The sequence below is a fragment of the Leptospira langatensis genome (genome assembly GCF_004770615.1).
Lineage (GTDB): Bacteria > Spirochaetota > Leptospiria > Leptospirales > Leptospiraceae > Leptospira_B > Leptospira_B langatensis.
In genome coordinates this window covers 51427-71816 of the sequence record NZ_RQER01000008.1, presented here as the reverse complement: position 1 = coordinate 71816, position 20390 = coordinate 51427, and the positions used below count along the sequence as shown (strand labels likewise).

Below are 20390 nucleotides of genomic sequence, written 5' to 3'. Positions count from 1 at the left end.
AGTCGGCCCTGCCTGTTCCCATTAGGTTTTATTTCGGGCTTTTTTCCGCCTCTTCCGCTCTTTTTCGACAATCTCCTTGCACCGGTCTACTCCGCCAAACACTCGGAGTTCCTTTGCTTTCTTTCGTCGTGCGTCAACGAGCTTCTTTTTGGCAGTCTCGATCTTCTTTTCCTCTTTTTCAAGGGTTTCGATCTCGGAGATAATCCTATAAATGAACACCAACTCCCCTTCTTTGATCGTCGGCGGCTCGATTGGCTTTTTCGTTAGAATTGCCCGGGCGGCTTTCAGTAACGTCTGAACATACCTCTTCGAAACACCTAGGTCTTTCGCTATTTCTTCGGATAATGGAATGGCTCCAAGCTTTCTACGATCTGGCGTTCCACCCTGGAAGTTTTTGAATATTTCGACCTTGCCGTATTCTATTATGATAATTTCTACTATTTCATCGAAAGTAAAATGCTTCGGAAGTTGGTTGCCCCCGTACATAATGCGGCGGCGAACACTATCTGTTAGGGGGGTGAGAAGATGGCGAACAAGAATTTTCTTATGTCCTACCTTCCCGTTTGTAGTCCAACGTCTTCGTCCATTCAAGATCCAATGCTTCCCACGGGTATTCTTCTCCTTGGATATCAAGACTGGTTCTAAGACACCGTGTTCTTTGATATCGGCCCGGAAAATCACCTGATCCTCATGCTCTATGTGCCTGTTTTTCACTAATGGGTGAGGCTCTAAATCCTCATTAGACACTTCATAAGGTTGGGAAAATTTAATCATGCGAAAGACGCTAAGGTCCTACACATAAATGTAAACTACTTTCCCGGCAAAATGGGAAGTCATTTCAATGGAATGTACATGGCGAAAGCTTGCCAAACTTTTTGGTTAGTTGTTAGCGATCCGCGCGACGAGCATTGCTTCAGGTTCCTTTCCGTGACTTAACCACCACTGTATTCTCGCACTTGGACTGGTGCTTTTATCGTATGACTTATGGCAGGCCCAGCACAAGGATCGAATAAATTCCGGATCCGTCGGGTCGTTCTTCTCCTTCCCGTCGTCACCCTTATAGGAAACATTGCGCCCTACAAGATGGCATCCAAACACTGGAAAGCGCCCGCAAACTTCGCAGTATGGGAAGTTTAATTTGCGAAAGGCAATGGCCGCGTTGATTTTTTTCGTTCTGCTATTCACAGGAGACTAGCGAGAATTATTCCGGCGGCGATCGATATCGGCATACTCGGGTTTTAACTCTATTGAAATGGCGCTCCTGCCGAGCTTTCGGGCAACAAATGCTGTCGTTCCAGAACCCGCAAAAGGGTCTAATACGATCGCGGGGGGATCTAAGTCCCCGGGAGTGGACGCAAGAATGCAAGGTTCAATTAAGTCCGGTGGATAAACAGCAAAGTGGGCCCCTTTGTAAGGCTTTGTGGTCACTGTCCAGACCGATCTTTTATTCCTCTTCTCAGGATAACTCCGAACAGATTTCGAGTGCTTTCCAGTATGGATTTTTCTCCCCTTAGATATTTCCACCGATTGGGGCCGATAGCTAGGATGTGTTGGGTCTAAGCTAACTGATGGCTCTTTGATTGCGTCTGCGTTATAATAGTAATGTCTTGATTTGGAGAATAGGAAGAAATACTCATGTGAAGTTGTCGGCCGATCTTTTACTCGCTCTGGGGTGGGATTTGGTTTACTCCAAATGATATCCTGCCTTAGATACCACCCTTCCTTTACTAGGGCGATTGCAAGCGCCTCTAACCTTATGCGCCCTTCAACTAATTCCACTAACTCCCAATCTTTTCGGGAAATCGCGTCTTTTAAGAGATTAGCCCAACCATTCAACGTATTATTGCCAATGACCGAAAATCCCTGTAACGCAAACGCAACCCGCCAAGGGATCCCTATCTTATCCTTGCGCTTTAGCCCAGGTACGTTTGTCGGTTTGCCAAACCGTGATTTTTCAAGTGAGGGTCGGCCAAATTCCGTATGTTTCTGCTGGTAGGAAGAATTTAAGCCTGCCTTTCCACTTCCATTATAAGAATCCCCTAGATTCAACCAAAGTGTGCCGTCATCACGAAGAGCACGCCTACATTCTCGAAAAACCTGAACTAGCTTCTGCGTATATTCAAAAGGGGTATCTTCCCAACCAATCTGGCCGCCAATGCCGTAATTCCTAAGACCAAAGAAGGGAGGAGAGGTGACGACACTTTGTATCACCTTCGGGGGAAACTGTTGAAGCTTCTCATACGCATCCCCAACAAGAACGGTATTTACGATGTCCTCGATCTTAAACAACCTTATATCCCTGTAGCCTTTATCAGAGAAACGATCGGGTCCGGCGATTCACGAAACTCTGGATATAACATGGTTTGCGTTTTCACAACCCGAAGGAGGTCAACCACATCGATCATAGCTCTGTGAGCGCGGCGCCTTTCTTTGCCGGTATAGAACCGTATGGCCGAGGCAAGATCATGACGAGGGGCTTCCCGCTTCTTAAAAATAATAAAAGGGTCTATGACCTCTAAAGGCGCAGTTGGCCATCGTAAGCCCGAACGCTCTATTTCTGCGGTTAAGAAAGGAATATCGAATACTTTCACATTATATCCCAGGAGGATCGTATCCGACAAAAACGGAATAAAACAATCCGCTTGTTCAGAGAACGGTGGGGCAACGCGTACCATTTCGTCTGTAATACCGTGAACGGCTGTCGCTTCGGGTGGGATTGAGATCCCGGGATTGACCAGCTTCCGAATCTTGTCTGCATATCTCCAAACGCCAGCCTCTTCGGTGACGCGGTAAGCAGCAAATTCTACAATTCGATCCTTGGTTCTACTAAAACCCGTTGTCTCGATATCAATGCAGGTAACATTGCGAATCATCTGCGGTTATCGTACCCATGCTTCTTTGCAAGAAAAAGCACCCGAGACAGTTCAACTCCAATGATCTCGGAAGTTCGTTCGACGGAATACCCACGAGAAAAGAAAGACTTGATTCGACTTTCCAAATCCATTTCTACCTCAGGTTTATTTGTCACAAATCGCTCTCTTTAACGGGAGTTATCCCATTGTAATGTTGGTTGCGGGTGTCGGGATTGAACCGACGCTTTCTGTCCGGATGAGAAAAGGGTTTCCAGAAGAGGAAAAGACAGACGAACTACTTATTCGACCCCGCCATGTTTCACGGTGACTACATTCCGTGTCCCAAGATTGGGAAGGTTTAGTTAATGCTCTCGAATGAAGTTAAACAATAATCTTCCAAGAAGATGTATTCCCATCTTTATCTTGTTCGTTCGGTTTTCCATTTAATTGTTCATCCAGGAATTCCTTAATGTTTAAAGCTGCGTCAACCTGCCATTGGCCCCCGTCCGCTTCGAAGAGCGCAGCTTCAATTTCGTCTTCCGAACCTTTTACTCGCAAAATAAATGGGCTTGCAACTTGCTTTGCCTCAGGAAAGATTCTGCGTGGAGTAAGAACAATAGGATTTTTGACGGGACTCTTTTCCTTACGGGTGATTCCTACCTTGCGAGTCACCTCTTGGGAGATTCCATCATCATCAACGCCAACGCTACCAACCTGAGAAATTGAAGAGACAAACGCGACAATATCGATCAACGGTTGATTTTCTACGAACAGCGCTTGCAGTTGGGTGATAAAGGTATCCATGTCCTTATATTTGCCAAACTCAAAGGTTGGGAGTCCGTAGGTTGCCTCTATGAGATTTTCTCTCTTCCTAAATTTTCCGACTATCTTTGTAGTAACGGTAACTTGGCGAGGGTTTTGCACATGAACAAAGCAATCCGCTGGAACCGCTCCATCCCGATTCATTTTGAGAAAATCGACAATCCCAGAAAGGGTGGTCGTTTTTATTGGAGAGGCAATGGGATCTTCGACAGGAACCAAAGAGGCTGTTGAATACTTCCTGTCGTCTATCTCAATGACCTTAACTTCTTTTCCATCTTGAATAGCTTTAACAAAACTTGAATCCATTAGCTTTTACCTCCTACTGCAGCGATCTTTTGTTCGGGAAACAGCTCGCCTTGAGCCATTTGATTTTCCAGAACGAGATACTTACTTCCCTGTCTTACTGCATGGATAACAGTCTCAATCTTAAACTGCTTTCCTAGTTTAGGATCCGGAGGCACGACATTGACTGCAATGAAGTTGACTTCCCCATTTCCTTTTAGTTTAGGAATGAGCTCTATCCCGAATGAAAACTTCCGAATGTCCGCCGCTTTCTTGTTCGGATCATAAATATCCTTGATACAAGTTTGAATTGCATCATAGAATATCTCAGATAGAGCTCCTTTGGCTAAGGTATCAAACGATACCTCCTCTACTTGATTTTCTTCTTTTGGCACTGTATTCCTCCTTGGAACTTGTAAATTTAGTTTCGCTGGAAAGTACGCTATGTTCCCTTCCTTTTTTACCGCTTGCGGAGAATTGTTAGGTTTGTAAATGCGTCTGTTCCGACGCATTTGTAATACATCATGGCGCTTTTGATAATCGAAGTGATGTCCATTCTTCCATACCTTAAATTTAACCGGCTTATTTTTGGGGTTTAATCCAAACAAATAGATTTGAACTGAATAGGATGTCCCCTCCGGAGCTCTCTTTTGAAGTTGCTCCGCATTTCGTATGGCTTCATTTTGTGCGTTGATTCCAGAAAAGAACTGGCCAGTGGAGCCCCAATCTTCCCTACTACGCCCTTTCTTAACGTGCATACATATATGGAATTCTTCCCTATTTGGTGTTTGTAATGCAAAGCCGGTCATAGCCATTTCCCCCTATCCTAATTTGCTTTTTCTACATCCTTTCCAGAGACGGCCGAAGCCGGAATTTTGAAGGCTTGGTACCATTGACGCTTTCCGTTTTCTTCCACCTCGAGAAAGTGCTCTTCATGGATAACTTTCTTTTTGGGTTCACCATTCTTGGCGTATATCTGCGAGTGATAGATTTTGATTCGATGTTTTAGAAATTTCATTGCAATTCCTTGTGAATGCGGTCCGCCAACTTGTTCATGCGAATCTTGTCGATTATCCGTTGAGCATCGCGGAGATTCATGTAAAGCAATTCCCCGTTGCTTTCCCTGCGAAAAAATGTGTCTTCATCCTCTAAGGGTTTTTCTTGAGTGTTAACTGCCATATGTTTCCTCCGACCAAAACGAACTCACTTCGTTTTGCTTTTGTTTTAAGTTGCTTAAAGTTCGATTACTCGCCCTTCGAATATTTGTTCAAACCTACGAACCAATTCCGGGCGAGCATCTGGATAAACGTCCTGTAGTTGATAGTTTGTAGCGGCGATCCAATGAATCTTCCCGGCTCCAATGCGATCATACATGTAGTCAACAAATTCTTCGAAGTTTGCTTTCTGCAGTGAAGCTCGGTAAGCATCCCCAAGCTGCCAATTCACCTTCTTGAATAACTCGTCCGTAAAAAGATATTCCTTGCCATTTAGTATTTCTTTCACGCTGTTTCGATCTTTTCGAAAGCTATCTACCCGAGGCAGAAAATTATCCTCCCTAAACTCAAGGGATAGCTGACCCTCCTTGACCATCCATACCTTCGGTAGCAAGGGCTCCTCGCGAGGAATTTCCTTTACTAATCCGTTATCTACAATTGGCAGATAATAGGTTTGTGAGAGCTTGCTTGCCATTTGGACCCAATGCTCCAACAAAGCCGTTTTACCGGCCCCAGTTTTGCCTCGGATCAAGATCGTTTTGCCAAAAGGAAATTCTTTCGCCAGCTCTTGCAGCTTTTTCTCTATGATCTTTTTCATATCACCCTCGATTTAGGGACTGCTAACGTGGTGGCTTCCAAGGGCACCAGTTCTGCCCAATAATGTTCAATGTTTCGCGGCGTTACTGGCTTCAATGGCCAGAATTTTCCGCCACTAGCCCTCTTCTGTTTAAAGGCTTCAATCTTGTTCGAAACTTCATTCCAATCTCCCGCCGTAAGGTCATAAAGCTTTTGCATTGCCATCAGTTCACCATCGCTAGTTCCTAGCAAGGATCCATGAATTTGAAAATAACTTTGCTCAAAGCTTTTATACCAAGATTCAGGGAAAGTGAATTGATACCTGGCGTGCTTAAACGAAGGCAATAAAGGGGGAACGTTCCCTCCTTCTTCCCTTATTCGTTCTATTTCTGTTCTTTCTTCGATTCTGCTTTCTTTAATTGGTACTTCTTTTACGCCCTGATTATCCGCGGCCGGAAGAACCATTGGCGGCTTATCCGCGCACGGGATATCCGTAACCGGTTTTTCAGGGTCTGGCGCCTGGTTTGCTTGGTCCTGGAATAATGAGGGCGTAAGCTCGACACCTTTGCGCCTTCTCGATTTTGAAGGACGATCAATGATATGTGGTTTTTTTGAAATTTCAAAGAAGGACCAATAGGAAAGCCATGTCCCATCGGGATTTCTCTCTCGTTTCAGTTCGGCGTACCCGAAATATGCTAACTCTCGTAGAGCACTTGAAATGGCATCCCTTCCTTCCGGCCCTTCATGGGAAATGCTGTCCGCATTTAGTACAAAATAGTCAACATGAGATAGAGCGTAAGCGAGTACACCCCTCCCACGATAACTCACTCTTCGGTCGCGGAGGGTTTGATTTTCGATTACAGTGTATGGAGACTCCCTCCGCTCCACTTTAAAGATTCTGCGTGTTTTCTCTTTCATGAATTCTCCGAGTCGAATTCATCCGATACTTCCGGAACTGGTTTCAAGTTTGCCTCTAAAAGCATTTCGAGTTCTAAGAGGGAACAAAAACGGGAAGCTACCTCCCAATCAGTCGTTGCTTCACGGAGATATACACCTTTGAGAAGGAAATGGATCCTATCATCTACCCAGAGGGTAAGTCCACCGAGCCGTTCGGAATGGAAGGAATCACCATTCTGTATAAAGCCAAAACGCTCTATAAAGGCGGAATCTGGGTCAACGGCATCCAGACTAATCGGTAAAGTTTCTTCTTGTTCCAACAACAATTTCATTTTTATCCTCCATGATATTTTTTTCTTTTTTGAATCTGTTTATTAAGGCTATTTAAAACGGCCGCATTCGATGGCGGGCCCCCTCCGCTTATCCAGAGCAAGAAGACAGTTGCAACGACCAAACCGATAAAGATTACCAGGACTGCCGTTTGCATCGCCTATTCCTGTTCCTCGGATCCCTTCGCGTCTTTATCGCCTCGTAGGAATATTTCGTAAGCGATTATCAAGAGATCTTCACGATCGTGTTGATTGGCATCTTTCCATCGCTTTTGTTTAAGTTTTCCCTGAATAATAACTGGTTTGCCTTTACCTCCGAAATCCCTAACCACCTCGGCACGTTTATCCCAAGTTTCCACACGTACGTAAGTGGTTTCCGTTCCGTCGTTCGTCGCTATTGTGAAAGAAGCCACTGGTTTCCCGTTGGCGGTCCGCATCGACGGGGCGGCCGTCATATTTCCCTCTAAGGTTATGGTATTTAGATGTTTCACACTCTCATCCTTATTCAGTCGTCAGGCAACCTGGACCTTACTATCTTCCGCCAATATCATTTCTCTTGCGGCACTCTCTTCCATCCCAAGAGCCATGAGTTCCTTCTTAAATTGAGTGAGCATCTGAGCGTATTCATCTAACCTGCCTTCCTTATCGAATGCTTCACGATAAGATTTCCAAGTGCCGACTAAAGATCGAAGTTGAGCTGTCTTCGTTTCTGTTGGCTCACTCATTGAAATTGCCAGGATCTCAGATATTTTCGCCTTCATCATGGAGGTTTTCTGATTGAGGTCGTCATCGGAAAAAGTGCTTGCATTTTCTAAATTCTGTTCCTCTTTTTGCGGAGCTTCGCCCTCTTCTTGGCATGGTTCTTGATTTGTTGTCTGGTTTTTTGACAGGAGGCGACCGGCTACTAGTTCCGGGAATTCGTTTCCGACATTTTCTAATAGGGTACCCGGAAATTCAAAATCCCTAATAATCATTCCCCCACTTAGGTGATCCAACTGGATGACTGTATCAAATTCGTATTCTAATTCCTTTGATTGTTCCAGACCTAAGAGGATTCTTTCCCCTGAAACTTTTCCAGTCGCCTCGTTGCGAATCGTCGCATGTTCAAATTTATTCCTAACTAAGGCGATGATATGGCAGGGGCTAGTTTGCAACACCCGCATCAACTCCCGTTGCTTCGGGGTAAAATCGGCCCACGCAGGCCCACTATTCCCCTTGTAATGAGTTTTGGTTTTGCGATCTACTTCCGAAAGAAGGTGTTGCCAACTATGGGTAAGCGAGTCAATAATCAACGTTGAATAACCTTGACTCACGCAGTTCTCTATTGCAGAGATAAAATGGTCCGTGGAGGGATTTTCTAAGACATCCTCATCAAAAGAAAACTTATCTGCGTAATAAGTAAAAGTGTCCGTAGTAGATCGGATTACCGCAATTCTCGGTTCGTTGTCCTTTTCAATCCCGGTCGCAATCTCTAACGCTGTCAGGCTAATCAACGCTTCTGGCGGTGCCGCCAGAAGCAGCCGGAGTCTTCCGTCAAGGCGTTTAGCTTTTCTTAAGGCTCTCATCATGCACGCTCCTCAAATATTGAGCTTCCTGCTCAATAATCCAGGCGAAGCACATTACTTTTTCCAAATTAGTATACAAAACCTCGTCCGTAAAACGATCAACCACGGCGAAATAAATCTCATTATTATCGTCGAATCCATGGGCTTGCGCCTTGAATCGGTCTATTGGTCGCTTAGAACTTCCTGGTCTCCTTTCTCTAGTTACCAAAGCAACGTGGGTAGATTATACGCCTCTAATGTTCTCGAGTTTCATATTCCTCCTATTCCGGCAGGGATATAAATTGAATCACTTGTCAAAATTAGAATTGCAATTTGAGCTCACGCGCAAAGTATCAATGTAACCAGACCAAAATGGTCTACTGAGTAATGGCTAAATCGCCCCCTTTTCTCAAAGACGAATATAATATACTGAGTATATTTCCGTCAATGGAAAATTGAGTGAGTATATTTGCAAAATGTCCAAAGAAAAGATTCCGAAGCTATTTCCTGCCAAGGTCCAACGGATCGTTGATGACCAGATTGCTAAGAATTCCGATCTCAAGCAAAAAGACATCGCCTCAAAATTAGAGCAGACCCCTGCCGGATTAAGCCATATCCTAACCGGAAAGACGAAGACACCTTCTCGCGCTTTCCTTTCTGCGTTACGGCGCGAATACCATGTGGATCCGAATTGGGTTATGGACGATCTCCTTCCCGTTGATTTCAAAAGACGTTATCTAAGCGAAGGAAAGGGAGCGCAGAAAAGCCTGGACGAATATGAAGAACTTTGGAAAGCAATGAAGGAAAAGGGATGCGTAAAGGAAATGAAAATGCTACTCCTTGAGTTCTCACCGAAGGAGCTCGATTTGACTTTAAACCTTATCAGAAAGATTTCATCTAGCGCCAAAAGTTAGAGAAAGAGTGCGAACCTCTCCCCTACCCTTTCATATCTCGCTTGGCGACTTAAATTTGCATTTTCTCTTAAATCGAGATCGTATAACATGATTTGCTCAACAAGCGCTGCCCTTTCCTTACGTAATCGTTCCGAATAATCGTTCGGACAAAAAAATCTCTGTAAGAGACGCAAACTTGGCGCAAAAACTTTGAGTAGGATGGGTCGTTCATCCAACACACTCGGAACTTGAGATATTTCTAATGCACCATAATCAACTAAGATAATAGCCCAGTGAATTGCCCATCCCAATACCCCGATTGATGAAAGGTAGCCTTTGAAAATTCCAAAAATAGGAAGTAAATAAATGAACAGTAAGGCGACGCAAAGGCCATACGCAATGCCGATCGTCATTATAAGAGCCATAAATTTTCTATTTCCTTCGGTCTTCTGAATCGTTGAAATAAGCAGAAGCACGGCTGATCCACAATAGAACGCTGCGTAAGCGATCAATATGTGGTATGCTAGGAGCGGCCTATACACGGAGATATTACCTGTAACTACAATCATCTTACAGGCGAATGCAGAGTATAAGAGATAGGAGAGAAGTAAAGCCTCAGCGAAGCGAATGCCCCTTGAGGGGTGCTTCCTATTTGTTGCTCCACGAACAACTTCCAATAGAAAGAAGGGAATCAGAACGGTAACCCCCAACGTCCAGTTTGGAATTTGTTGCGCAAGGGATAAAGGAATGAAATTTCTCATCCCGGACCCGATTACCCAAAGTGTGGCGGCAAGTGTCAGAACCAAAAAGGAAAATCGCAGCCTCAAGGGAACTACGGTAACCTTTGTCCGAAAGACATAAATTCCTAGAAAAAACGTACAAAATGAACAAATTACATTGATTGCCGCTAGAAAAAGCATGGAATGGACTATATTTTTGACACAATGTTTTGTAAAGTCTGTTTTGTAATTTCTATAATTGTGAGCTCCACATTCGTACCGTTAAGCGTTGATCCAGGAAAATAAACTAGCTTGGGAAATATCTCACTTGGGAGAATTCCAACTTTTGAATAAAGCTTGACAATGGCAGGATTTTTCAGGTCGTAAAACCCATAGACCATGTCGTAATTCTTTTCTATGCAAAAGCGAGCGGCAAGTGCGAAGCATTGTTTTGCTGCTTTTAAGCCTTCCCTTGTATTGCTAAACGCAACATTATTCCAATCCGCAGTATTATAATTTTCTACTGCATATCTACGGAGTGGAGTTTCATCACAGATAATAGCTTGTTCAATCGGAAGAAAATTGTAGGGCCTCTTTTCTACCACCCTCATGGCGGCGAGGATTTCCCCGGCCTCTCCACGAACGCAAAACCATGTAGACCAACGATCCAAGTCAACATTAGTCGAGCTGGACTTCGTATAACCTTTACGGCTGAAGATAGCCTGAATGAAGGCCTTAATTTCGGCCACTTCCTCGGGTGATGAAAAATCAACTTTTGACTCAAGGAAGGAATTTTTTCGGGTCAGTAGTAAATGTGACATAAGTCTTATTTAGTCTCATACGTGTAAGTTTCGGGCAAATGTTTTTTCCCAAGATTTTCGACGATATTTTTTCACATTTTATGAGACATAAGAGATTTTAAGCTTTCAAAAATTCTAGAATAGAACGAAATTAGAATTATGAAGATTTTTACTATCGCAAACGTAAAGGGTGGCGTTGCGAAGTCTACTTCGGCCGCCCACCTTTCCATGTCCCTGGCGCGTCGAGGCAGAACACTTGCTGTTGACCATGATCCGCAAGCGGATTTATCCGATGCCTTCTTTCCGGATGAACCGCCGGAGTTTTTCGATGAGGCAAACGTCTTTACGGTAATCCGATCCGAGACAACCCTGAAAGAATCCATACGGACAAAGCATGGGGTGGACATTCTTACATCGGCAATGGAGTTGGAAGATTTCCAATTCCATGTAAGCAAGAATCTTTCCCTATTAACCAAGCTGCGGGAAGTTCTAAGGAAGTCCGATTACGATTTCATCGTTATCGACACACCCGGTTCCGGATCCGCTGAAATGCTTTCAGCTTTTCTTGCCGCCGACTCCGTCATCATTCCAGCAAACCCATCCAAGTGGGCCGTCCGTACCATTAAGAAAGTCTTTCGGAAGATCAATGAAGCGGTGAATTTTCCGGGCTCCACCCTTGCCTCAGTCAGTATCCTTCCGACAATATGGGGAAAGTCGGGCCGAAGTGAGATAATCTATGAGCAACTCCAACAAGTCCCAAAACTTTTGGAATTTCTCCAAACAGACGGCCCCGGCTTCGAACAAGTTCCGATCCCGGTTATCCTTCCACCGATCCCTCAATCGACTTCCATTCGTGACAGAACGGAATTCGGTGAACCATTGAAGGAAGGAACGGAAGGTTGGCTGGCTTACGACCTAATCGCAGACTTTATCACAGAACATGCAACTGTCGCCAAATAGTTCAGTCAACTGTCCTAATCAAATGTTAAGTCCAGTCAACTGACTGAGGAAATCTTATGACCGCACGAAAAGTATTCAATACCACTCAGGCCTTCGCAGGATCAGGAACAAAACCTTCCGCTGATCGGCCCACGCAAAGCAATCTTCTTTTGAGGGAACTCGCTTCGAACGAGGAAGGTCCTTCCGCGATTGCCGGTTATGAAAAAATCCCGATTAACCGAATCCAAAGCGAAAACAATCCGAGGACCAACTTTGACCCAACCTCTATCAAGGAACTTGCGGCCAACATAAAGGAATTTGGCCTTATCCAGCCCATCACCGTTCGCAAGAAAGGCGACACCTATTTCCTAATTGCTGGAGAGCGGCGTCTTCGTGCAGTCAAGTTGAATGGTGATGAATTTATAGAAGCAATAATCAAGAACGTCGACAAAATAGATCCGGAGCGCGTCCCGGAATATAAATTAATCGAAAATATTCAAAGGGAAGATCTAACGGATCTCGAGGTCGCACTCTCAATCTCAGTTATCAAATCACGGAAGAACCTAACGGTTTCGAATCTCGTTCAGACTTTCCATAAGTCAGAGTCTTGGGTTAAACAAAAACTTGCGCATGCGTCAGCGATAAACGACTTAGTGAGCTCAGGAACAATTTCTGATGCGTCGGTAATAGGGAAGGTTCCGACCTCGATTTTGATGGAAGTACTTCCAGCACTCAAACAAAACGGGAAGGGAGTTCTTTCATGGTTACTCCCCCAAGCAGAAGCGGGAATTTTCCCAAAGCAAGCGGAGGCAAGACAGTTTGCCAAATCTTTCAAAGCTGGGCCTAAAGAAGAAGTCGGACCGGGAACAAGAAGCCGAGAAGAAATCCTAGTTGCATCCATTGAAAGGATCGATCTAAAGATCGCAAAACTTAGGAAGTTGAAAAAGAAACAAGAGCAAGAACTTAGCTTGCTTCGCCAATGACTGCTCCTGACGGTACGTCGGCCGTTATGTTAACTGCCGAAAATATTTCTTAGAAATAAAAAAAAGTGGTACTCAAAACCTTGGTATGTTATATATGTACCGACAGATGTTCCACAACATCTTTAGATCCTGAGTCTAAACTCGATCGGCGGGAGACGAAGCCTGCCGATCGGGACACTTTTCCTTACGAGACATAATTTTTTTGTTGATTTTTTCCTCATAGTACGGGACTAGCTGTACCCGTTTGGAAGAGACATAATTTCAAACCGGCCACTTCGTCAATGGCCGCGTGACTCAGGGTTCCATAAGAATCCTTACAGGCAAAAAATACAGGAAAGCGCCTTGGCCGAAGGTATGTTCGCGTTCCCCGCAAAGGATTCTTTAAAATGGACTCACAACAGAGTAGGGGGGATTATACCCTTCCGGAAATCAAAGTTCTCAAGTTAAGTCGAACAATGAAGCTTCTCCTTTCAGAGATTGCTTTCCTTCATAAAAACACTATTCTCTTCACCGAAAAAAGGTGCTCACCCGAAATCATTGGATGCTACGCTGAAAATCGAAAGATCGCTGCACGCCTCGGCCTGGAGATGCAAACGGTCTCAAAGTATCTAATGATCCTAAGGAAAGAGGGGTATATAGAAATTTCCTTTATGGCGACTCCTTGGAAAAAAAACCAGCGCATAATTACGACAAGCTATGCTCAGTTCGTTGTTATCAATGGACAAAATTCCAACGCTTCTTTGACGGAAATCAATGGGAAGGATGGATCTAAATCAAACGGAGGATTTGAAAAAAATCAAACCGACATTACTAATAGTTCTCAATCTAATCTTCAATCCAGTACTCATAAAGTACAAACAAGACCGACTCCCGAATCTCATCAGAAAAATAATCTTAGTCTTGATTCTTTGTTGAAAGAATTCGGTGGATCCATTTTAGCCGAGGCTCTCACCATTGCCACGGTCGCTGGAAAGGAAGGTCATATTTCTTATATTTGGGGAATTTGTAAAAATAAAGCTGCGGAAAAGAACAGTAAGCCTTTACCCTCCACGAGCTCGTCCCGCGCCCCAATTCCCCGCGACGAAAAAATATCTGACACTTCGTGGGATCGCTTCTTACTTTGGGCAAAAGGGCATTTATCAAGAGGGAGTTTCGAATCCTTAAATGAAGTTTCTGTTTCGCTAGTTGAAGGTAATCTAAACATTTTCGGAGCCCTTCCGGAGACCCTGAGGTTAGTAATCCAAAAATATTTTACCGACAAAGTTGACCGCCCCGTTCCTGTCTTATTTCTCAGGGCTGAGGAAGAATCCTGTAATAATTCTTTGGAATCAGAACCCGCGCGACCCCGTCCTGAAAGATTCTCTTCCTCGGTGGATCTGGTCGATCCTGCGGACGTGGAATTTCTTTTTGCAAAGGCAGGTTTAACATGCTCCGCACCCCAAGACGGATCTCCGGTTACTGAAAGAGGTGTTAGAAATGAATTGCTCCACCCGAGCGGCAAACCTGGCAATTTCCCATCCTTTAGAAAAAGGAATTCGAATCAACTCAGGTTGGCGAGTTAGAAGGAGCACTGGGATTCCTCAACACTTGCTAAGGCATATTGATTTACAAAACAGTTGCTTTTTATAAGAGTTTCTGCTCGTTTTATTCGATATGGCTTTCTCTAAAAAATGGCTCTGCTTGGTTTACTTGCTTTTGGTTGGAATTTTGTCTCCGCTGGGGATGGAAATAAGGGCGGCAGACGAACGTAGTTTTTCCAGTATTCCGGAGATCTTAATCGAAGGTTCGGGGGCATTGGGAAGGGTAGGGGAGGTTAAAGCTTTCATCCAAACGTTGAACGAAGGTTATATTTCCCTTCGCGACGAAAAAGACCAACTGTTCTTCGTTCGCTTCAATGCTGCACAGCGACCAATGATAAAAAAGGTTGCAGGGAAAGAGGGGAGGCGTAACGCGAATGGCTACCTCCAAGTTGTCGTTTCATTTACAGTGCAAAAAATCGATCATAGTTATGTGTGGGGATCCTTGGTGAGCTTAGAATAGCGATAGTTCTTCCGGGGGTTCATTGATAGGTAATTGTATTCTTTCAATACATCTATCGCCTTTCAGCCCCTTGAATAATTCCTTCGACACTGGGTACACATCCATTTCTTCTTCCGGGAAAATCTTAAAGAAAGAAGATATCTCGTCAGTGTGCTGTAAATCCGGATGCGTCCACCTTTCAAATTGCTCTTTCCGAAGGATTACCGGCATTCGCTTCTTAGCATGGTATTTCGCCACTAAGGCGTTTGCCGGAACCGTAATGATAGAAAATGAAAATTCATTATTAGAAGCAAGGAATGGTTTGGTCCACCATTCCGTATAGATCCCCGCAAATACCATGGGCTCCCCGTTCTTTAAATGAAAGAACCAAGGTTGTTTAAATTTCGCAGGACCATTGGCTTCATAAAATCCCCAAGTAGGAATCAAGCAGCGTCTATGGATGATCGGCTTTCGGAAGGAAGGAAGCTGAAAGATGGTTTCGGACTTTGCATTGAACGTAGCGGCTTTAAAGGCATCCTCCCGCTTTTCAAGGTACTCTGGTATTAGCCAAAATGTTGCTCCAATCGTTTGAAATTGACCACCCGGTCTTGTAATGATCGTCGCCCGGTCGGTTGGCCCAATGTTGTCCATTCCGTCGAAATGGAGCTGTCTGGGAATCAAATCAGAAATCCCTTTCCATTCCGCTAATTGTTGATTTTGATAGAACCTGCCGCACATTTTTCTTTCGCTGGTAGGACCCCGCATGGGACAGAAGTCAGATGACTTTCTGAAAACGGGCCGACGCTTTTTTTATTGATATTTACGGTGCTACCATGAGAACCGTAAGGGTGCAACCCTTTGATGACCTTCAGCTCCTTTCTGAGCAATCGGACGCAAATCTAGAAAAAATCGCCGAGTATCTCAACAGGAATGAGATCGCAACCTCCGGTCAATTGGCGCAATATTTGGCATTTTGCGCCAGTCTAAATATCGATGAAAAAGTAGCGAAAATATTTCTAAATTTGGTAGGATTTCTTGGCGATTGGGTGACCGAGCAAAAAGGTTTCGAGGAGGCCTTTGCGTCCTTTGAGCAGGCTTTTTTCTCCGGAAAACCTGAAACGTTAAACGTCGAAATCCCCTGGGAAAGAACAAAAAATTTCGTCAAAACTCTCGAACCGTATATCGTGCTTCGTAAACGCGCACAGAAAACGCATGTACTGTCCACGCTGCAGAAGTTTAATCTGACCACTGAAATTCGCCCCATTTTTGACATTCATCGAGTAAAAGTTATTGAAAATCTCTATGTTACCATTCTAAGTATCGAGGGCACTGAAGGCGAGACCCTGTTCTTCGATCTCACAGAACAGGAACTATCGAAGATGCAACGGGAGATCGAATTTGCCCTGCAGAAGATTGAGGCCTTAAAAGGATCCTTACCGCGTAGTTGAGAAGATCATGGAATCCGCCGACAAGATAATAAACGGGATTTATCTAATCCTCAAGCTAATCGGAGAAAACGGGGAAGCGCGAACTTTCGCTTACTGTGTTTTGCTTCTTGGTCTATTGGTCATTATATACTTTTTTGCGAATAAAATATTCAAATGGTTTGGGAAAACGAAATCTGAACAGATTTTGGAAAGGGCAACGAGCGCCATTGCGGAAAATTCCGCAATGCTAAGAGTCTTGGAAGGAAGAATACGATGAATTGGGTTACAATTTCTTTCACTATCGCATTAGGAGTAATCCTAGCTGCGATCAAGCACTGGCATTCAACTCGTGTTGATGAAGCAACGGATTCACTTTTTGCGGAGAATCTGGAAATCCTTCATCGATTGACCGAAAAGATTCGGAAAAAAAGTACCATCGAGCTTAGGCCACCTGCGGATTTTGCGTGGGAAAATGAGAAAATTCGTGAAATAATTACATACGGGTTTTCGGTCAACGACCCGATCCAACAGGTTAGTGCTTACTTGCAATTAAGGCATTCGGATGTCGAATCTCAAACCCTCCGATACACCCTTTTACTTTCTGGCATCGATGAACCGTGTTTATTCGACGAGAAGTTCCGCGAGGTGAGTTTCGTCCCAAGAGATGCGAAACAGCTCTCCACCGAGATCCTGTCCCTTCCTCGAAAGGAACTCCTTTCGAACTTTGCAGTGCCAGGGCATTCTCGTTGGCAGATGGACTTTTTCGGCTAAATCCATCGTGCGCAGAAGTGCACTTATAGTCTTGCGTGAATTACCATCCGTATGAACTAGAAATTTACCTGGATAATGAGGTAAATAAATTCTCCTTAATTACGCATGTTTTTGACATTGACCGCAAGCGAATCAGCCTCTCTGTTGGAGGAAGGCAACTAGCTCCAATCTATCGTCTATGGAATATAGACCTTCCTGAAGGCATGGTTAAGAAAGAAGTAACTGAGCCGAGTAAATTTCTGCACATCGTAATTCGAGATTGCGCAGGGAAAGTCCTTTTAGACATTCCTCGTGCGTATCCGGTGGAAATACCTGGTAAAGATAACCAGTTCGCCTGGGTCGAGCTCTGGCATGATAATCCCGGTCTTACGTAAGTAGAGACTCCCTTTAATCGAATAATCAATGCTCTGTATTTTACTCAGAGTCCAAGTATGATAAGATTACGCTTAGCAATTTAGACTTGAACGTTACTGGTCTCATTGGAGCTCCCCTTTGAGGGCCGCTCGTCCCACTTCCGATAATGCATCCTATGTCTCATTAGATTTTTTCCTCAAGGTCTTAAGTTTTCGAAATTCCCATGGAGGCAAGGGGGAGGGATTCAACCATAATCCTCTATTTTGTTTTCTGGCGAGTATTTCTGCATCTCTGTATAATTCATCGCGGGAATACTTATAGAACCACCAGGCGAAACCGCTTTCTATCATCCGAAAGTTAATATTGTCACCCGAGAGATAAACGGTTCCGATTGTTCGACCATAGCGATCTTTTCCCCGTATTAGCACTGAAACATTCTTGTGCATTACGAATCCTGAAATTGCCTCCTTCGCTTCTCTGCCGAACTCTTGATCTTTCTCCGGACAATCGATATCTGAAAGGCGAATAACGATTCGTTCTTGCTCCCTTGCGACTATGATGGTGTCCCCATCTAGGACGCGAACCACCTCCCCTATTACGGTTTCGGCCCTTAGGTCGGTTGTGATAACGAAAGCGATCGCAACTACTATAAGAAAGAACGGCCCAACATCAAAAGAGGGAACCCTTCGAAATATTGAAAAAACATGATTTTTTTGCATTTTTGCCCTATGGACACCACAGGAACAATGTTAGAACAAGCATTTTCGGAATTTCTTTCCACTTTTTTTCCTGAAGCGGGAAAAGGTTTGGGATCACATCGCTACGAACTGAAAATGGAAAAATGCCGATTCAATTTCATTTCAAAGTGGAGAAGATTGCTGATAACTTTGTTGCAACGTGCGTTGAACAACCGCTTTGCAAAGCTTCCAATCTATCGAGAGAGGATCTGCTGGAAAATTTGAGTTCTATTTTAAAAGAATTTCTAATTAATAATTCAAAGAATAATAGTAACTTGTTTCCTTTGGCGAAGGGGCCGAGGGGAACGATAAAAGTCCCCGTTGACCCTAATATAGGCTTTGCGCTTCTTCTTCGTTCTATTCGTGTAAAAAGAAAATTAAGTCAACAACAGGCCGCCGTTCTGATCGGCATGAAACATCTATACAATTATCAGCGACTTGAATCACCGGCGCATGCCAATCCTTCCCTTTCAACATTAGGAAGGATAAAGCATGTTTTTCCGGAGCTGAAATTCGATCAGATTTTTTAGGCGGCCACTATGACTAATTTTAAAATCAGTTCGAGGATTGCTACGAAGAGTGCGCCATAGCTGAAGATTCGGATATTATCAGCGGTGGAATTGGGCTGATTTTCTACAGCGGCCCTCGTGTTTTCGATCGCGACACCTTGAATGTAGTTTAGACATTCTCTATTGTTCTTCTCTATTTCGCGGACGCCTCTCGCACTTACCGATTTGGTATCAGGAATGGCCATCGGAAGATAAATCGGTTCTTTGCAATATTTCTTTGGCTCCAAAGGAGCCGGTTTTACTGGGATACTCCCGCATTGAAGTAAGAGTAAAAGCAGAGGGGCGAATATGAGGTGAAGATAAAACTGAGCTTTCACGGGGTTACTTGCCAAAATTAATTGGATCAATAATGATCCCGTTCGAATCGCATTCGATCGCATTATTATGAGTGGCGTGAATGCGACCTGCAATATAAGAAAGCAGAGCGATCCCAAGAACAATGACGAGAGTCTTATTTTGACTAACGAAGTTCTTTACTGCCGAAAGAGAGGGATTAGGATCAAAGTTCATTGGAATCTCCATCGTTTGCGACACAAATCCGCCAATGTTGGAGATCAATGTCGGAGTTTTCTTTAGTATTGCATTTGAGAAAGGAAATCGAGATGCAAAAAAGTAAGTACCATAACCATTTCATTAGCCTCCCCCTCCTCTCAACTTTTGGATAAGGTCTGAAATCTTGGGAAGAATCTCGCCAAAACCCTTTACCATCTCGCCGATTTTGAACCATCCAGAAATAAAAGTTCCGAGAATAATCAAAGATGGCCCAAGGCGGATTGCTCCGAAGCCCTCGGCAATAACCATCTCCGGCCAGTAATGAACGATGAACAGACCTAACAATATGGTGACAGCCCCGAAAAGGAAGGCCTGGTTAGATGAGCGCCAAGGATTTTTATCTACAACGATAGAGTGCTCTAAATCCTTTTCGAGCGATTTCGCTTCTTCGCAGGTAGGATCGACTTGCAGGATTTCGATAGCCTTTCTGGGCTTTTTCATTTTACTTCTCCTAATATTTTCAAAGCCAAATCTTGATTATGGATTGCGTACGGAATTCCTTGAAATTTTGGGTTTTTTGCTTTTGCCGCAGCTTCTGCCATGAGAAACGCCTTATAAAAGTCTAACCATTCCCGATCTTTCCAGGTAGCTTTCGTAACCGTACAGGCTAGCGAGGAAACGCCAACGTAGTCCTTCTCCATACCCTGGGCATGAATATCTACACCGAACCATCCCTTGTAGGTTTTATCCTTCTCATCCCAAATGAGATCGCCGTTCCCATCCCTTCTAACAAGAACCTGGCTTGCCTGTATGATTGCGGGTTTGCCTCGATGATCGCCGGACCTCACCCGGGTCAACTGGGGCTCGGTCCTCGCCTCCCCTCCAATGACCCCATATTTTTGCAAAGTTTCTGGCGAAACCTTACCCGGATCCATCGTGACTATTCGATAACCGAATGAATCTTCGTAAATATTGAAAAGAATGTCATTAAAGCGATCAAACGCGTCGTCGTTTGAAGAAACTGTTCCATCGGAAATTGAAATCCCTCGGACGCCAATGAGGACTTCCTCCAAATCAAAACGAACCCCGTAAAGCTGGTGAGTTTCGTTTTTTAATTCGGCTACGAATTTCTGTAATTCCATAACCGTAGTTTCTACTTTTATGGAAAATC

General features: G+C 44.2%; 27 protein-coding genes and 1 tRNA gene. 9 read left to right on the top strand and 19 right to left on the bottom strand.

From position 1 onward, the window contains the following. Positions 1–21: 21 nt before the first annotated feature. The 11 genes from EHO57_RS14100 to EHO57_RS14050 all read right to left on the bottom strand — a co-directional run bounded on the left by EHO57_RS14100 (position 22) and on the right by EHO57_RS14050 (position 8540). Entirely contained in the window at positions 22–774 is a 753-nt protein-coding gene (locus EHO57_RS14100; RefSeq protein WP_135698397.1) for a ParB/Srx family N-terminal domain-containing protein, read from the bottom strand. A gap of 417 nt (positions 775–1191) precedes the next feature. Then, entirely contained in the window at positions 1192–2289 is a 1098-nt protein-coding gene (locus EHO57_RS14095) for a DNA-methyltransferase (RefSeq protein WP_167882921.1), read from the bottom strand. A gap of 2 nt (positions 2290–2291) precedes the next feature. Continuing rightward, positions 2292–2873, bottom strand: a complete 582-nt coding sequence (locus tag EHO57_RS14090) for a 3'-5' exonuclease (RefSeq protein ID WP_135698395.1) — start codon at positions 2871–2873, stop codon at positions 2292–2294. 194 nt (positions 2874–3067) lie between these two features. Next, a tRNA-OTHER gene (locus EHO57_RS18850) sits at positions 3068–3167 on the bottom strand. 66 nt (positions 3168–3233) lie between these two features. After that, a complete protein-coding gene (locus tag EHO57_RS14085) occupies positions 3234–3980 on the bottom strand; it encodes a hypothetical protein (protein WP_135698394.1) in 747 nt (248 codons plus the stop codon). Then, on the bottom strand, positions 3980–4771 hold the full coding sequence (locus tag EHO57_RS14080; RefSeq protein ID WP_135698393.1) for a hypothetical protein: 792 nt from the start codon (positions 4769–4771) through the stop codon (positions 3980–3982). The genes EHO57_RS14085 and EHO57_RS14080 overlap by 1 nt, the downstream gene beginning before the upstream one ends. Positions 4772–4782: 11 nt before the next feature. Then, positions 4783–4974 carry a hypothetical protein gene (locus tag EHO57_RS14075; protein WP_135698392.1) on the bottom strand — a complete coding sequence of 64 codons (192 nt, stop codon included), beginning with the start codon at positions 4972–4974 and terminating at the stop codon, positions 4783–4785. Positions 4975–5189: 215 nt separating this feature from the next. After that, positions 5190–5768: a hypothetical protein gene (locus EHO57_RS14070; RefSeq protein WP_135698391.1), complete on the bottom strand. Its 579-nt coding sequence runs from the start codon at positions 5766–5768 to the stop codon at positions 5190–5192. Then, a complete protein-coding gene (locus EHO57_RS14065) occupies positions 5765–6664 on the bottom strand; it encodes a hypothetical protein (RefSeq protein WP_135698390.1) in 900 nt (299 codons plus the stop codon). Before EHO57_RS14065 ends, EHO57_RS14070 begins: the two co-directional genes overlap by 4 nt. A 469-nt stretch (positions 6665–7133) precedes the next feature. After that, positions 7134–7463 (bottom strand): single-stranded DNA-binding protein, encoded by a 330-nt coding sequence (locus EHO57_RS14055; RefSeq protein WP_135698388.1) that lies wholly within the window; start codon positions 7461–7463, stop codon positions 7134–7136. 21 nt (positions 7464–7484) lie between these two features. Beyond that, a complete protein-coding gene (locus tag EHO57_RS14050) occupies positions 7485–8540 on the bottom strand; it encodes an AAA family ATPase (RefSeq protein WP_135698387.1) in 1056 nt (351 codons plus the stop codon). A 452-nt stretch (positions 8541–8992) separates the two neighbouring features. On the opposite strand from EHO57_RS14050, the gene EHO57_RS14045 reads away from it, so the two are divergent. Beyond that, complete coding sequence (locus EHO57_RS14045; protein WP_135698386.1) at positions 8993–9430, top strand: helix-turn-helix domain-containing protein; 438 nt, start codon at positions 8993–8995, stop codon at positions 9428–9430. Here EHO57_RS14045 and EHO57_RS14040 read toward each other — a convergent pair. Next, positions 9427–10329, bottom strand: coding sequence for an LIC10906 family membrane protein (locus EHO57_RS14040; protein WP_425460796.1), 903 nt, complete (start codon positions 10327–10329; stop codon positions 9427–9429). The genes EHO57_RS14045 and EHO57_RS14040 overlap by 4 nt on opposite strands. Before the next feature lie 8 nt (positions 10330–10337). Next, positions 10338–10949: an LBL_2463 family protein gene (locus EHO57_RS14035; RefSeq protein WP_135698384.1), complete on the bottom strand. Its 612-nt coding sequence runs from the start codon at positions 10947–10949 to the stop codon at positions 10338–10340. A gap of 138 nt (positions 10950–11087) precedes the next feature. On the opposite strand from EHO57_RS14035, the gene EHO57_RS14030 reads away from it, so the two are divergent. From EHO57_RS14030 to EHO57_RS14015, 4 genes are all read left to right on the top strand, one after another. After that, positions 11088–11888, top strand: a complete 801-nt coding sequence (locus EHO57_RS14030) for a ParA family protein (protein ID WP_135698383.1) — start codon at positions 11088–11090, stop codon at positions 11886–11888. Between the two features lie 56 nt (positions 11889–11944). After that, positions 11945–12850: a ParB/RepB/Spo0J family partition protein gene (locus EHO57_RS14025; protein ID WP_135698382.1), complete on the top strand. Its 906-nt coding sequence runs from the start codon at positions 11945–11947 to the stop codon at positions 12848–12850. A 386-nt stretch (positions 12851–13236) separates the two neighbouring features. Continuing rightward, positions 13237–14412, top strand: coding sequence for a hypothetical protein (locus EHO57_RS14020; protein ID WP_135698381.1), 1176 nt, complete (start codon positions 13237–13239; stop codon positions 14410–14412). 91 nt (positions 14413–14503) lie between these two features. After that, on the top strand, positions 14504–14890 hold the full coding sequence (locus tag EHO57_RS14015) for a hypothetical protein (RefSeq protein ID WP_135698380.1): 387 nt from the start codon (positions 14504–14506) through the stop codon (positions 14888–14890). Here EHO57_RS14015 and EHO57_RS14010 read toward each other — a convergent pair. Beyond that, positions 14882–15607, bottom strand: a complete 726-nt coding sequence (locus EHO57_RS14010) for an SOS response-associated peptidase (protein WP_167882920.1) — start codon at positions 15605–15607, stop codon at positions 14882–14884. The genes EHO57_RS14015 and EHO57_RS14010 overlap by 9 nt on opposite strands. Before the next feature lie 95 nt (positions 15608–15702). On the opposite strand from EHO57_RS14010, the gene EHO57_RS14005 reads away from it, so the two are divergent. The 3 genes from EHO57_RS14005 to EHO57_RS18845 all read left to right on the top strand — a co-directional run bounded on the left by EHO57_RS14005 (position 15703) and on the right by EHO57_RS18845 (position 17441). After that, complete coding sequence (locus EHO57_RS14005; RefSeq protein ID WP_135698378.1) at positions 15703–16317, top strand: hypothetical protein; 615 nt, start codon at positions 15703–15705, stop codon at positions 16315–16317. A 252-nt stretch (positions 16318–16569) separates the two neighbouring features. Next, entirely contained in the window at positions 16570–17067 is a 498-nt protein-coding gene (locus EHO57_RS14000; protein ID WP_135698377.1) for a hypothetical protein, read from the top strand. 35 nt (positions 17068–17102) lie between these two features. Further along, positions 17103–17441: a hypothetical protein gene (locus EHO57_RS18845; protein ID WP_167882919.1), complete on the top strand. Its 339-nt coding sequence runs from the start codon at positions 17103–17105 to the stop codon at positions 17439–17441. Between the two features lie 153 nt (positions 17442–17594). Here the strand turns inward: EHO57_RS18845 and EHO57_RS13995 are convergent, their stop codons facing one another. Continuing rightward, positions 17595–18140: a thermonuclease family protein gene (locus tag EHO57_RS13995; protein ID WP_135698376.1), complete on the bottom strand. Its 546-nt coding sequence runs from the start codon at positions 18138–18140 to the stop codon at positions 17595–17597. Between the two features lie 122 nt (positions 18141–18262). Between EHO57_RS13995 and EHO57_RS13990 the strand changes: the two genes are divergently transcribed. Next, the gene (locus tag EHO57_RS13990) at positions 18263–18688 is read left to right on the top strand and encodes a helix-turn-helix domain-containing protein (RefSeq protein ID WP_135698375.1); all 426 of its coding nucleotides are present in this window, start codon (positions 18263–18265) and stop codon (positions 18686–18688) included. On the opposite strand, the gene EHO57_RS18980 is transcribed toward EHO57_RS13990, so the two are convergent. The 4 genes from EHO57_RS18980 to EHO57_RS13970 all read right to left on the bottom strand — a co-directional run bounded on the left by EHO57_RS18980 (position 18685) and on the right by EHO57_RS13970 (position 20361). After that, entirely contained in the window at positions 18685–19074 is a 390-nt protein-coding gene (locus EHO57_RS18980) for a hypothetical protein (protein ID WP_246050701.1), read from the bottom strand. The two genes, EHO57_RS13990 and EHO57_RS18980, sit on opposite strands and share 4 nt — an antisense overlap. Then, positions 19049–19237 (bottom strand): hypothetical protein, encoded by a 189-nt coding sequence (locus EHO57_RS13980; protein WP_135698374.1) that lies wholly within the window; start codon positions 19235–19237, stop codon positions 19049–19051. The genes EHO57_RS18980 and EHO57_RS13980 overlap by 26 nt, the downstream gene beginning before the upstream one ends. 123 nt (positions 19238–19360) lie before the next feature. After that, on the bottom strand, positions 19361–19720 hold the full coding sequence (locus EHO57_RS13975; RefSeq protein ID WP_135698373.1) for a hypothetical protein: 360 nt from the start codon (positions 19718–19720) through the stop codon (positions 19361–19363). Further along, positions 19717–20361: a hypothetical protein gene (locus EHO57_RS13970; RefSeq protein ID WP_135698372.1), complete on the bottom strand. Its 645-nt coding sequence runs from the start codon at positions 20359–20361 to the stop codon at positions 19717–19719. Before EHO57_RS13970 ends, EHO57_RS13975 begins: the two co-directional genes overlap by 4 nt. Between the last annotated feature and the right edge of the window lie 29 nt (positions 20362–20390).